This is a genomic window from Prevotella sp. AM34-19LB (assembly GCF_003468525.1).
Taxonomy (GTDB): Bacteria; Bacteroidota; Bacteroidia; order Bacteroidales; family Bacteroidaceae; genus Prevotella.
In genome coordinates this window covers 1-13625 of record NZ_QSIG01000067.1, presented here as the reverse complement: position 1 = coordinate 13625, position 13625 = coordinate 1, and the positions used below count along the sequence as shown (strand labels likewise).

Genomic DNA, 13625 nt, shown 5'->3' with positions numbered 1-13625 from the left:
AATCATCGGGAAAATCAGCGCATTTACAGTCTTGCAATATATTAATTATGTAAACAACAGACCGATTGGCAGGGTTAAGTATGCGCTAAATTAATTCCGCCAACGGGTTTACTGCTGTTTTATCCTGCATGTAATCAGAATAATCATTTTCAGACATTCCGACTAACATCGCTGCATCATATTCTGATATTACTGAAATAATCTGTGGTGCAACACCATATTTTGATTGCCATTGCAAGGCAATCTCGACAAGTTTATCTCTTAACATAGTAATTTATTTGTGTTGTGTTGTAACATTTACGATTCCCATACGTTGAAATTATTGCTTCGGAAGGGTTATTTTTGCAGTAAAACTCACTCGGAACAAAAGGGCTACTTTCCGATGCACCACACATAACCAACTGAATATCAATTGTTTAATGTATGTTTGAGCCATATGAAAGCCGGGCTAAAATGTAAGGATTTTTATCTCCTTAATTATCTGATATTCAGTGCTTTTTAGTCCTACTTTCCTACTTTTTTCAAGTATCTTTTTAAGCCCTTTTCTACGCCTTTCACTTTCCCACGCAAATAATGAATGTCATTGATTCTCAATCAGTTAAGTACTAACGTGCTATTTGTGAGCCGTTTTTCTTCTGAATGAAAATAGTGTTGATTATCAGCTACTTACGATTTTCGTATTTTCACTTGATTTCACTTGATTTCATTCATTTTGTATGTCATATATCTTTACAAACACCCATTTTTAGGGGTTGAAGATTTAACATATTTAACCTTTATAAACACTCAAAATCTGCATTTTCGTGCTAAAACGTGCTTTTTTATCATTTTTGAGAGGTCGGCTTTTATCTGAATAAATCTGCCATCGTCAGCTGGCATTGGATGTCATCAGAATAGCCGCCCGGCGCAAGTCCATAGGAGGTGATCATCGTGATGAGTACCGTTTTCTCGGTGCCTGTTTCCCTGATGAAGGTCTCCCTTCGGTTGCGGATGCGGTTGTCCTCTTCTTCTGTAATAACGTAAGGGGCGTTGGTATATTTCATCTCACAGAGATTAATTGTATCGTCGTTTCTGTCGATGAGCATATCTATCTGTGCTCCTTTCGTCAGCGTCTTGCCTGTGGCAGGGTCTTTTGTTCCCTTGTAAGACCAGGAATGTACGCTGCTCACAACGGCTGAGAAGCCGAGGGCTGCCTTGATCTGGTTGACGTGCTGCATGCAGACGCGCTCGAATGCTCTTCCTGCCCAACCGTAATGGATGGATGAACCTGCGGATGAAGACCAGAAATGCTCATCCCCATTGGTATTCTCCGATATGAAATCGAAGTAGAATAGGGTGTAGTTGTCTATGAGCTGGAAGGTCGCATCCTTCGTCTTCTTGCCGATGGCTGTGAACTTGCGGATGAAACCGCACTGCTCCAGTTCCTGCAGCGCTTTCGAGAAATCTGCGTTGTCTGAGAGTTTCGACGCTTTCAGCAACTCTTCTCTGAGCAGTCCCTGTTTCTTTTTGGCAAGTGCTGTGATGATAGCTATGTGACAGCGTGGCTTCTTGAACAGGGAAGCATAGAGAGCGTCAAACTCTTGTGTGAGTTCTCCGCCTGGCTGGAAGAATATCCGGTCGAAATTCTGTGCTACGCTCATTCCCTTTTTCAGGAAGCTCCAATAGTATGGGATTCCTCCCAAGGCCATGTAAGCTTCGAGAATCTGTCTATCCTTATAGCCCAGATTCTTTGCTTCGCAATACTGCTTGCACTCTCTGAGTGTGAATGGTTGCAGCAGAACCTTGCATGTAAGACGGTTGTGAAGACCGCCATAATTCATGACCACATTGTCGATGATCCATGATGTGGCGCTTCCGCAGATGACCAGGATAAGGTCTTTTCTCGTAGAAGCCCATGCGTTCCAGAAATGGTCGAGTGAACGGACGAAATTGGATTTTGTCGTGTCCATCCAGGGAAGTTCATCGATGAAGATGACCTTCTTCTCCTCGTTTTCAGGGAACGTATTCAGGAAATTCCACAGCAGTCCAAATGCCTCAGACCATGTCTTAGGCATTGCGCATTTTCCCATTCCGGCAAGATAAAGAGATTCTCGAAAGTCGCTTAACTGCTGCCTGCGAGTGGCTCCGTAAGTGCCGGTATGCTGGAAAACGAAATGGTTCTTGTAGGCCTCTCTGATAAGAAAGGTCTTGCCGACACGTCGTCTTCCGTAAACAGCCACGAATTGTGATTCATCAGAACTCATCAGTCCGTGGAGTGTTGCTATTTCATTTTCTCTGCCTATTAACATATCGTATTTCTTGTTTTATTCTCTATTTATTTATGTGGCAAAGATAGTGCAAACCGAATGCAGAATATCAAGCTTGCTTGAATATTTTGCTGAGGTGCAGCCTATCTTCTGCAAAGATACAAAAATATATCGATAAGTCGTGGAAATGTATCAATATTTAACAGATTTCCACGGGAAATCGCAACTTTTTCGGGGCTTTGCACCGAAAAGCACGTGGATTTGAAATGTATTTAGAAACCTATAGTAGTCTGTATTTACCACTTCATAGCCTCCTTAGGAAGCAACGGAATGGCTCCATAGCGTCCTAATAGATAACCCTTGCGGACATCTTCACGAGGCTTGAATTCTGCCAAGGATGTAAGATGAGACGCTCCATCCTTCCCCTTCTCGACAAACCAGACTTCATCAGCTCTGATAAGGTCGAGGTTGAGCAGGTTGCATTCATGAGTAGAGAAGATGAGCTGAGTGTCTCTTCCTGACTCCAGTCCTGAGAAATAGCACTCTAAGATTTTCTGCGAGAGCATCGGGTGCATACTGCGGTCAATCTCATCGATGAGATAATCAACTTCATTTTGCTTCAAATCGATGAGCATTGGGATGAAGTCGAGCAATCGGATGCTGCCATCAGATTCTTCGCTCAGATCAAAAACAACCTCTGTGCCGGAAGTAAGATTCCGGTGAACAGCCTTCTGCTTGTAAATCTCATATCCTCCGTTGGCATTTACCTCGAAAAGAAGCATTTCGCCTCCAACTGTGGCAGCCATGCTGTACGCCTTGCCGTTCTTGGCCTTGCTGAGTATGTTGTCAAGTAAATCGGAAGACAAGTTCACATCTTCCTTCTTGATTTTATACAGGCGCACGTCAGAAATGCCCGTGTTGAAATAGGCAAGAAGCGAGCGTGTCGTTTCCTGCAGCTCATCATTGTTTTCAGTAAGGAAAGAAATTCCCTGCAGGCGTGTGCTTGGGAAGATGATTTTCAAACCATCTGCAAACCAGTTCTTGACCATGCGTATGGTTTCAAGTCCTTTGCCGTTTCTGCGCACATACTCTGAAAGGAAACTGGAATCGGAAGGAGTACTGTGGGCGATGAACTTCAAGAGCATGGATGTTTCTTCGTTTCCATCCACCTTGCCAAACGTGAATTCGTTGCCGTCATCAGTAACCTTTCTTGTGAAAACTTCCTTGTCGGTACGGCTGTTGATTTCAAACAGCCATTCCTCCTTAATTCCTCCGACGGTGAACTCCATGCCATAGGCGAAGCACTTACCCTTAGTCTTGAACTCGATTTCTACCTTAGAGTTTTTCTCTTCGGTATCAGCAAGCTTGAAAGGTTCCACCTTGCTTTGCGGAAAGCTTCCATTGACTATCTGCTGGAGCAGTGCAATGGCCTTGATGACGTTACTCTTTCCGGAAGCATTGGCACCATACACGATACCAGCCTTCAGCACAGAAATATCGTCACGCTTCTCTGCACGTGAAACATGAGACGGATGTGTGTTGCTCTTACCTGCCACAAAGCTGATTTGAGTCTCATCCTTGATGGAATATATATTTTCAAATGTAGCTCTAAGTATCATAACAATGTCATTTTCTTATTAATACTGATGCAAAGATAAGCTTTTTTCTTCGAAAATGGGTAGTTTGATGTCGAATACTTGCAAGAATATTGCTTGTTTAACACGCGTTAGTATATATGTGGCTAAGTCTCTTATGTAATCGTTATGATTATATTCTGGCTTTGTGCTATAAATAAATGTAAATAAACCTTGTAGATAAAAAGGGTTAGATTGCTAGTTAAAAAAGGATAAATATAGGCGAGCATTTCAACCACGTGGTTGAAATGCTCAATTTTGTACTCTGTTGTGATTCTTTGAGTTATGACTTTAGAAAATTGCCAAAATGGGCAACTTGTAGAAAAATTTGGATAGTTCAAACTGGAGGAAGCTATAGTGTTAAACATACCTCGTTGTTTAATAATTTCGATTTTAATGTCGATATGGATCTTACTTCATCTCTTTGGGTCTGCATTTCCATAAAGCCATAGGGTGACTTGTTATTCGTTCAACGATTGATCTTTCATTAAATAGTAGAATATGTGTCAATGTTTAACCAAGTTCAATGTAAAATGGCCACGATTCAAACACTTATGGTATTCTGATGTGACATTTTTCTTTTTATAAAAAAAAGTGCCGGAAAAAGTTGGTGATTTCGAAATATTTCATTATATTTATAATTAAAAACTTTTAAGGAAGTAATTTAAAATTCAGAGAATATGGCAATCAAGGAAAAGAATGGAAATACGTTCCCTCATGAGCTATTCAATGTTGGTGACTTAGTCACATTTCAATGGGATGATACGTTGAAGGAAGGCATTGTCTTAGTTGTAGATGCTTATGGTACATTTGAATCTCCCAATATTCCTTCTTATGATATTATGGTTGAGAATGAGAATATGTTGTATAAGCATGTAAAATGCGATTTGGTAAAATCGAAAATCTAAAGATAATGTGTCGATAAGTCGTGGAAATGTATCGTTTTTCAATAGATTTCCACGACTTATCGGTATGTATTGCAGGAGTTGGTTATTAGTATGCAATTTCTAAAGGCAAAAATAACCAATAAAAGATAAGTGGAAGATTAAGGTTCCAGTACCCATCTTGATTCTTTTCCATATGGACCTATTGCCGATTCGTTAGTAATATAGGTCATACCAAATTTTACTTTTGTAGCCATAGCTTTACGAATAGACGTCATTATCTGATCCTTTGTAAAACCGCATTCTGAATAATCTTGAAGGGCTAATTCTACCGCATATCTTTGAGCTGTACCTGCATTTCCTTTGGTATAGTAATCCACTACCTGTTCGTCTGTAAGTTCGTCCACGGTCTTGACAGAACATTGTTTAAGATATTCTTGTATATTCATATTGATAATTTCTTTTTTTCAATTACACAATCCTCTGGTACATAAAGTTTCCATCGACATAAATACGTGTCAGAATCGCCTGTGGAGGTTAGACGCTTGGTGTGCAAGGCACCTTTCGAGCGGCACATTTCTATGAATGAGTCGCTTATGTGATGATGCTCTTTGCTATGCTCCAGGATGAATCCTACCTTTTGATAGAGGAATGCTTTATTGTACAATGCCAGATACTTTTCGAGTTTTGGCTCATCAAGCAGTGATATTCCTTCCATGCAATGAAGCAATTCCTCAATGCCTCCAGCACGTTCTATACGGTCACAGCAGTCTATGACTGTTCGTTCCAAATCAGTTACATGTACATAAGGATTTCCCTTGGGAGTTATAACGCCATTTTCCGCAGTTGGTTCAAAAGGGGCTGCATAATACACAAAGTCTATTCCTTCAAAAGCAAAATCTTTGAAGCGGCTTTTGCTTCCAACATAGGCGTTGTAGAAAGGTTGGTGGGCAACTCCATGTAATTCAAGGGCTGTGTGCCAACCAACATATGAAGATTCTGAAATCTTGGAACTCAACTCGAACTTGTCACACATGGGAGCATCTGTCGATGGATCAATGGTGACGTACATGTTTCGCCTAATCGGTCTCAGAACCTTCTGAGATTGCCATCGGGATATGGCCGTGGATGTTCCTGCATGAGATAATTTCATTTCACGCATCACATCTTTAAAGTTGAAGATCCTCATCTTGTATAAAGCCGTAAAAGTTGCCATTTTTGCATCGAAGTATTTATACATGAATAACTTTGTGCAAAAATAGCAACTTTCCTTCAGATATCCAAATGTTTAAGCAAGAAAAACGAATAATTATACTATTTTTAGAATAGACCAACGAATGTTGTCAACCTTGCTCCATTTGGTATAACTATTCTTGCATTTCAGCAAGGAAAAATAGATTCTCCCAAAATCCTTGACTATATGTTAATAAACAAGTTTATTTCGGCATATATACATATATGGTTTTCTTAAACTTGTAAACTTCCAGGTTTGAGTGGTTGTAAGAGGGTAGAGGTTTACTAATTGAGTTTGAAAGAACATGTATATATACATTGGTAAACTTAAACCTTAAACTTGTATTCTGTATGCGCCGTAAGCTTTGCCTTGGCAGCTGCTCTTTAGCTGGTTCAGGCTTTGCCTTCTTCTCCTTGCTGAAATTCCGTAGTCCTTCTCTTCAGTTTCGCTTGTTGCCTGGAGATTTGGTTGAACTTGCCGCTTGCCTCAGGCATCATGCTTCTCTGCTCAGCTTCCCTCTACATGCTGATGCTTACCCTTGGCAGTCATAGGCCTGATAGTTCTGTCCTTGGCTTAACCTTATTCATGTACATGATGAAGTTTGAGTTTTCCTGCCGGTCTCTTGAACTTATAAGCCATCTTGTGCAATCAGTTTGCTTGAACAACATCGAAGAGGATGCAGCTTTCCTTTACCCAACCAACTGCAGATATTTTCTACTCATCCTTTTCATTCATATTTTTGGACGAAGCATCCACACTTACTTTTTCCGCTGCAAAGTTAGTGCAAGCCACATTTCTGCAAGTACCAGGTGCCTTATTCTCTGAATTTTTTCAAAAACTTTTCCGTCTGCTGCTCATCCAAAAAACTTTTCCTGCCCAAGGGTGAAATAATTCGATAATTCCTTGCTTCCTATGTTTTCCTTGCCAACTCTGATAGCACCGTAAAAAATAAATGTTTCACTTCTAAAAATATTGAATTATGAAAAAGATGGAAAATTCTTTCGCAGTAACTGGTTTCGTAGGTAAGGATGCAAGCATCCATCAGTTTACAACCGCAAGTGTAGCTCGCTTCTCACTGGCCATTAGCCGCAATGAGAAGAATGGCGATGAAAACTCTCGCACTTCTGCCTTCATGAATATAGAGGCTTGGCGCAAGAACGAGAACACCTCTTCATTCGACCGTCTGGTCAAGGGAGCACTCCTCACTGTTGAGGGCTATTTCAAGCCAGAGGAATGGCTGGATGCCGAGGGAGTCAAGCACAACCGAGTGATTCTCGTAGCCACCAAGTTCTACGAAGCTGTAGAGAAGGAGAACGCTCCTGATTCTCAGCAGGGCAAGACCCAGAAGGATAAGTAAATCCTTCTCTCCTCATAAAAGAGCGGCCTTCGGGTCGCTTTTTTGTGCTCATACTTCTTCTTCTCATTTTAATCATTCTGCATCATTTTAATACCCTATTAAAACGATGCAAAATATCAATAATAAACTGATATTCAATAGCCTTACGAGTTTTATTCCTATACTTTTCCTTGCTGAAAGGATTGTCCTGTTATAGGAGGATTTCATTCATCGACTTCTGGGAATCGGTTATAATTCTGTTGCGAAGGTAACGGTTCTGTCTTATCTTTACAAGGTCAGGGCGCTGCTTTGCTGAAAAATCTCCACACCATTCGGGTAGTATTTTGCAGACAAAACCTTGTATGGATAGCCATAACACCTTCTGAATGCAACATAATTTTTAACCATCCCCGAAGTAGTTGATCTACGAAAGGGAGATAAAATCAGATGGCATTATGACAACAATGAAATCAATTCTCAGTCGACTTACTCAGGCAGTGAGCGGCACAGACAAGGAACTCTTCAATGAGCAGGAGTTGAACCAGTTTGCTTCATTCTATCTTGACAAGTGGGATGAAAACACAAGCGAGGACGTGGTGGCAGAGTCTTTCGTGGACTATTGGTGGAACACCGACAGGGCTTGCAGACGATGCTCGGAATGTGGCAAGCTGATGCGTGAGGGTTATTGCGCTGACATGGGAGTAGCCTACTATTGCAGCAAGGACTGTCTGCATAGCGACTTCACGGATGAGGAATGGGCAGAGGAATGTGAATCCAACGACCAAAGTTATTATACAGAATGGTAATCAAATAAATATACAAGACAATGGCTAATCAGGCAACAACAACCTACAAGGTCACAGGAACCAAAAAGGCAGTAAGCAACCTTTGGAACACCCTTCTGCGCATGGAGGTGAACAGCAGGAACATCTGGCTGGATGACCTCGCCAAGCACTATGGAATCGACTATCAGAAGAAGCACATCAGCGTGCGTGGTCACATCTACTGGGCAGAGTATGAGGAGGATGAAGACACCAGTCTGCTTTCCTTCGAGACCGAAACTGCCTGGGATGCTTGCAATGACCTCTTCTTTGAGATTAACCGACTCCTGGATGATGAGTTGAGCATTTCCTACCGATGCTGTGAGTGTGGATGTGAGGTCTATTACACCCACGATGAAGGCGATTATTTTCCCGAAGAATGCTGCGTCAGCGCATCCGGCGAACCATTCGAGGATTGTTGCGATGATGTTTACGGCACTATCAGAGAAGCCATCAGGGAATGGACTGCCAAGACCGGCATTGAGCAGGGAGAGCGAACCGATGAGCAGATGATGGACTTCATAAATGAATATGAGTATGAGGATGATGACACCTATTTCTACATCCGAACTTTCACCTTTGAATAAATGACCCCTCAAATCCTGACGTTTCCCCTGACACTTTGGGTTGTTAGGGGAAGCGTGGAGGAACTCTCGCCAGATACCCGTACCTTTGTACACGTTAATACATGTCGCCACGTACACGTGAAGCCATGTACACATGAATACGTTAATACATATATACAAAAGATTTTATATTATGTCATTGAAAATCATTACATTCGCCAATCATAAAGGTGGTGTTTCGAAGACCACCTCTACAGCCTCCATCGGGGCTTGCATGGCACGAATGGGCAAGAAAGTCCTGCTCATAGACCTTGACGGTCAGGCAAATCTTACCCTGTATTTCATCCCGAATGAAGATGAGGTGCAGGCAAGCATCTTTGACTCTCTGGTTGATGGCGCACCCCTGCCAGTGAAACACATCAGGGAGAACCTCGACCTCGTTCCTTCCTCTCTCGAAATGGCAAGCGCTGAGATTGCCCTCACCAATCTCCTGGCAAGAGAACAGCTGCTGAGCCGACTGCTCGAACCCGTGAAGCAGAACTATGACTACATTCTCATAGACTGTCCTCCATCTTTGGGAATCGTCACCACAAACGCTTTCCTCGCAGCTGATGAAATTATCGTTCCTATGACTCCAGAGCTTCTTCCTCTGAAAGGAATGAGAATGCTCGATTCCTTTGTCTCTACATTGCAGCGAGTGAAGCCGAACCTCAGACTTGGAGGCGTTTTCATAGCCAGATTCAACCATCGCAAATTGAACAAGGTGGTTGAGCAAGCCGTGAAGTCCCGTTACGAGACTATCACCATGCAGACTCGCATCCGTGAAAACATAGCCCTGGCAGAATCGGCAGGCAGCGGTCAGAGCATCTTTGAATACGACCCTCAGTCAAACGGAGCGAAGGACTATCAGGCATTGACAGAAGAAATTATTTCACGTAATCAGTAAAGACTATGACAAAGAAGAATATGGACATCCTGCTTGGCAACATTCTCGGAAAGGCTGCCATTCATCCGCAGGCAGATTTGACAAGTCTCCTGGGAATCCTCAGGAGCAACAGATTTCTGCTCCCAACCCTCAGACAGAGAGCGATTCGCCCAATGATGAACCCTGGCGACATTTCTCCTTTATCTGCTCAAAGGAACTCGTTGACAAGGTTCAGAGCATCGCCCGAAAGGAAGGCTTCACCATCCGCTCCTTCATGGAATACGTCATGAAACAAGGCGTTGAAGCTTATGAGTCGAAATATGGTAAGGTCAAGAAAATCAGGACTAAATCCATCCGGGAAGTCATGTAGAAAATGTGGATGTGTAGCCATGTACACATGAATACATTGATACACGTGTACGTTGATACATATATACATATAGACGTTGATACATGTCCACATGTGGATATGAATACAATGAAATTAAATAACATCAAAAACGAAAAATCATGAAAATGAAAAAGTATCTTTCAATCGCCATCCTTCTTCTGATGATGGCTTCACCAGTAGTATTCACCTCTTGCGGCAATGATGACCCGATGGAGGAGGTCGAGAGTCCGGAAACAAAACTTGACGTTTGGACAGAGCCTTACCATATTATGGGTGCAAATGTGGATGAGGTCAAGAGCTATATGGCTCAATCCATGAAGCGTTACCGCCAGGTAGCTGAGACTTCCGGCGACAACATCCAGTTGACCTTTATGACTGGGCAGGGTAGTGAAGGCGTTCTTTACAGTTTCTCCCGTCTTGACGGTTCGCTTTATTCTGTCATTGATACGGAGCGAAGTGTGAATCGTGGGCTTGTCATTGACTATCTGAAGAAGCACTACACGCTTGTTTCTGCTGATGAAGCCAGCCTGCAGTATTGTTTCACCAACCAGGACAAATCCATGGTTATTACAACCATGAAGATTTCAGATTCCTATTTCAATGTGAACTATTCATTGGTTTATTGATTGAGAAAAATAAGATTTCCACCATCAGAACTTCGTGCTCTGGTGGTGGTAGTTTTAGATGTCTGTGCGTGCTTGAAGGAGCATCCTGTTCTTTGTTGTGCTAAATAATAATAAAAATAACGTCTGATGGATATAAAAAACAAGTTTTATTTCTTATATTTGCAATCAAATTACAAATATCTAGGTTAAAATGGTTTTAGAGATACATTTAAGCAATATGTTCTCGTTTCGAGACGAGGTGACTTTGGACTTGCAGGCTGCCAAGATTCAGACAAAGAAGGCAAGGGAGCTTGAAGGTAATCTGTTTTCTGTGGATGGAGAACAGATGTTGAAGAGCTTTGCCTTATTTGGAGCCAACGCTTCGGGTAAAAGCAATGTGATTAAAGCCATCAGAGCTTGTGTGAACATGGTTCGTTCATCACATAATTATAATGTTAACACCAGGTTTGCCATCTCACCTTTCAAGTTTGAGGATTATGCCAACAAGCCAAGCTCTTTCTACATCCGTTTCCTGCTGAATGGAGTAGAGTATGAGTATTCCTTCTCCTTTATGCATGATGAAATCATCACCGAGACTTTGTACTATTATCCGAATGGTCGCAAGTCGCTGGTATTCAGCCGTGATGAAAGTAGAGGAACAGAGAAGAAAGACATCTATGAGTTTAAGACTGTCATCAAGCGTCCTTTCGATGTAGCTGACAATACATCGAAAAAGACACTCTATATTTCTCGTGCCAGTCAGATGGACAGGGAAATAGCCCAAAAGATTTTCCTGTTCTTCTGCAATGACATCGTGCTTGATTATCAGGTAGCTAACATTGATTCTCTGGATAATTTGTTCAAGGAACGAAAGGAACAGATGCTGGAGGTGTTGAGAACGGCAGATAGCGACATCATAGACTTCAAGATTCAGAACAATGCAATCACGACGTTTCATCGTACCAACCCTTCAGTTGCGTTTGATTTCGAGACGGAAGAGTCGGAGGGAACCAAGACTTTGTTCCGGATGATGGTGAGGATGATTGGTATTATCCATGAAGGCAAGATGCTTCTTGTTGATGAGATAGATAACAGTCTCCATACCCAGCTGGTGGAATTTGTGATAGGTATGTTCAATCATAGCGACCATGCCCAGCTCATCTACACCACTCATAACACCCATTTGCTGAACACCGATTTCCAGCGAAGGGATCAGGTGTATTTCGTGAACAAGCGAGAGGATGGAAGCAGTGATTTGTATTCTCTGTTTGATTTCAAGGATTTCCGGGACACGCTGGATATGGAGAAGGCTTATCTGCAGGGACGCTTTGATGCTATTCCTTATATTTCGACTCTAACACTTTAGTTATATGAAAAAGTTTCTTTTTATTTTTTTATCATCTTTACTATTTCAACAGATTATTGCTCAGACCATTGTAAAATTTGGCAATGGAAAGAATCTCAAATATAAAGACCTACAAGGGAAAACTGTTATTAAAAATAAAGAATATATAATTGCATTTACGGATTCAATTTCCTCTATTGGTTTTGTCGGCACAAAAAAGGGTAAAATCATTTGTGTTGACAATGCAGGGAAAGAATTATTTGAAGTTTATAAGGTTGATAATGGTCCAGATTATGTCTGTGATGGTATGTTCAGAATTGTGGGAAAAGATAGCAAAATAGGTTTTGCTGATACATGTGGAGTTATAATTATTCCACCTGTTTTTTCGTATGCTACTCCTTTCAGCAATGGAGAAGCCAAAGTTACTTTTGAAGGTAAATACATACAACAAGGGGAATACCAATCTTGGAAAAGTCATCATTGGTTCTTTATAAAGAAGCCATAATAGACATATGAAACATTTTACTTATCTTTGTATATAAATTATAAATATATGGCACAGATGAATCTTACTCCATTGGATGATGTGTTAGACAAGCACTTTGGAAAAGTTGGTACTCCGAAACGTGACGCATTTGAAAGTGATGTCGATGAAGCACTTCATGCTTACCGTTTGGGAGAAGCCGTTAAGAAAGCTCGTATCGAGCAGAACAAACCTCTCGATTAGAAAAATGTTACTATTTATAAGATACGTTTAAACGAAAGACTGCGATATAAAATAAATAAGATGAAAGAATTATTGGGTATTATATTATTGACATTATTGGTAGTGCTTGGTTCGTGCAACTCCAATACATATGTGTCCCTTATGAAAACATCTCCGCAACTATTTGGTGTACGCCAAGTAAGCTCAGGTAATCCTGACTATAGAAATAGAGAGTTGTTCATAAACGAATTGGAAAAAAAGTGTAAATATCCTATTGAGTTTCAAAAAAATAATTTGGAAGCATACGTTGCTGTTGAATACAAGACAGACCAACGAGGATATATTGTAAAAAAAAGAGTGGTTGCTTGCGACAACAAAAAATTCAAAAAGATAACATTGGATATATTCGACGAAGTTAAAACTCTCAAAATAGCCACTACAGAGAAAATAGATACAATCTACTTCCAATACAAGATACAAGGTTCACCAACTTTAATCCATTCAAAAGTAGATGTCAAGATTATCGGCTATGGCAGCAATAATAAATCAATTTTAATGAAGTAACTCGATTTATCATAAATAATAATTATTAAAGAGTCATGAAAGTATATTAGTCTTTCGTGACTCTTTAATGTCCAAGTATTATAATTTTCCTATAATGCCAATACTATTTCCTCTTTTTTTACTTTTTGATTAAAAATCGCCCTAAAAACAACTTTTTTGAAACTTTTTTCTTGCTACCCTCAAATCCGCAACCTATAGGGTTAGTGGGATTTTGCTTGCAAAGCGACAAAATTCATTTTATTGTACATATTTCTTGCACAACAGAAATGTCGCAGACACAAAATCCCCTTACCCCATAAAGCGACTTGAGGTAATACGCTGGTTTAACCAGAAAAGCATGGTCTTTAACCAAAGTCTGTCTTGAACAG

The 13625-nt window shown here is 40.9% G+C and carries 16 protein-coding genes; 11 read left to right on the top strand and 5 right to left on the bottom strand.

The features are described from left to right. Positions 1-85 precede the first annotated feature (85 nt). The 3 genes from DW830_RS14185 to DW830_RS14175 form a co-directional block, all read right to left on the bottom strand. On the bottom strand, positions 86-268 hold the full coding sequence (locus DW830_RS14185; RefSeq protein ID WP_119250344.1) for a hypothetical protein: 183 nt from the start codon (positions 266-268) through the stop codon (positions 86-88). A gap of 577 nt (positions 269-845) precedes the next feature. After that, positions 846-2288 carry an AAA family ATPase gene (locus DW830_RS14180; RefSeq protein ID WP_119250343.1) on the bottom strand — a complete coding sequence of 481 codons (1443 nt, stop codon included), beginning with the start codon at positions 2286-2288 and terminating at the stop codon, positions 846-848. A 254-nt stretch (positions 2289-2542) separates the two neighbouring features. Further along, positions 2543-3865, bottom strand: a complete 1323-nt coding sequence (locus DW830_RS14175) for an AAA family ATPase (RefSeq protein ID WP_119250342.1) — start codon at positions 3863-3865, stop codon at positions 2543-2545. Between the two features lie 695 nt (positions 3866-4560). Here DW830_RS14175 and DW830_RS14170 point away from each other — a divergent pair. Beyond that, positions 4561-4788, top strand: coding sequence for an ABC transporter (locus DW830_RS14170; protein WP_119250341.1), 228 nt, complete (start codon positions 4561-4563; stop codon positions 4786-4788). Positions 4789-4925: 137 nt separating this feature from the next. Here the strand turns inward: DW830_RS14170 and DW830_RS14165 are convergent, their stop codons facing one another. Continuing rightward, complete coding sequence (locus DW830_RS14165; RefSeq protein ID WP_119250340.1) at positions 4926-5213, bottom strand: hypothetical protein; 288 nt, start codon at positions 5211-5213, stop codon at positions 4926-4928. After that, positions 5210-5980, bottom strand: coding sequence for a hypothetical protein (locus DW830_RS14160; protein WP_147487275.1), 771 nt, complete (start codon positions 5978-5980; stop codon positions 5210-5212). The genes DW830_RS14165 and DW830_RS14160 overlap by 4 nt, the downstream gene beginning before the upstream one ends. A 997-nt stretch (positions 5981-6977) precedes the next feature. On the opposite strand from DW830_RS14160, the gene DW830_RS14150 reads away from it, so the two are divergent. From DW830_RS14150 to DW830_RS14105, 10 genes are all read left to right on the top strand, one after another. Further along, entirely contained in the window at positions 6978-7355 is a 378-nt protein-coding gene (locus DW830_RS14150; RefSeq protein ID WP_119250338.1) for a single-stranded DNA-binding protein, read from the top strand. Between the two features lie 434 nt (positions 7356-7789). Then, positions 7790-8140, top strand: a complete 351-nt coding sequence (locus tag DW830_RS14145; RefSeq protein WP_199656160.1) for a hypothetical protein — start codon at positions 7790-7792, stop codon at positions 8138-8140. Positions 8141-8160: 20 nt separating this feature from the next. Next, positions 8161-8742 (top strand): hypothetical protein, encoded by a 582-nt coding sequence (locus tag DW830_RS14140; RefSeq protein WP_119250336.1) that lies wholly within the window; start codon positions 8161-8163, stop codon positions 8740-8742. 172 nt (positions 8743-8914) lie between these two features. Beyond that, the gene (locus DW830_RS14135; protein WP_181976530.1) at positions 8915-9667 is read left to right on the top strand and encodes a ParA family protein; all 753 of its coding nucleotides are present in this window, start codon (positions 8915-8917) and stop codon (positions 9665-9667) included. A gap of 5 nt (positions 9668-9672) precedes the next feature. Further along, on the top strand, positions 9673-9936 hold the full coding sequence (locus DW830_RS14130) for a hypothetical protein (protein ID WP_233544560.1): 264 nt from the start codon (positions 9673-9675) through the stop codon (positions 9934-9936). Between the two features lie 220 nt (positions 9937-10156). Further along, on the top strand, positions 10157-10663 hold the full coding sequence (locus DW830_RS14125) for a hypothetical protein (protein WP_119250335.1): 507 nt from the start codon (positions 10157-10159) through the stop codon (positions 10661-10663). Positions 10664-10880: 217 nt separating this feature from the next. After that, entirely contained in the window at positions 10881-12008 is a 1128-nt protein-coding gene (locus DW830_RS14120) for an ATP-binding protein (protein WP_233544559.1), read from the top strand. Between the two features lie 4 nt (positions 12009-12012). Further along, complete coding sequence (locus DW830_RS14115; protein WP_119227924.1) at positions 12013-12492, top strand: WG repeat-containing protein; 480 nt, start codon at positions 12013-12015, stop codon at positions 12490-12492. Positions 12493-12540: 48 nt separating this feature from the next. Beyond that, positions 12541-12714: a hypothetical protein gene (locus tag DW830_RS14110; RefSeq protein WP_233544558.1), complete on the top strand. Its 174-nt coding sequence runs from the start codon at positions 12541-12543 to the stop codon at positions 12712-12714. A 60-nt stretch (positions 12715-12774) separates the two neighbouring features. After that, positions 12775-13257: an energy transducer TonB gene (locus tag DW830_RS14105; protein WP_119227925.1), complete on the top strand. Its 483-nt coding sequence runs from the start codon at positions 12775-12777 to the stop codon at positions 13255-13257. The last annotated feature ends 368 nt before the right edge of the window (positions 13258-13625 follow it).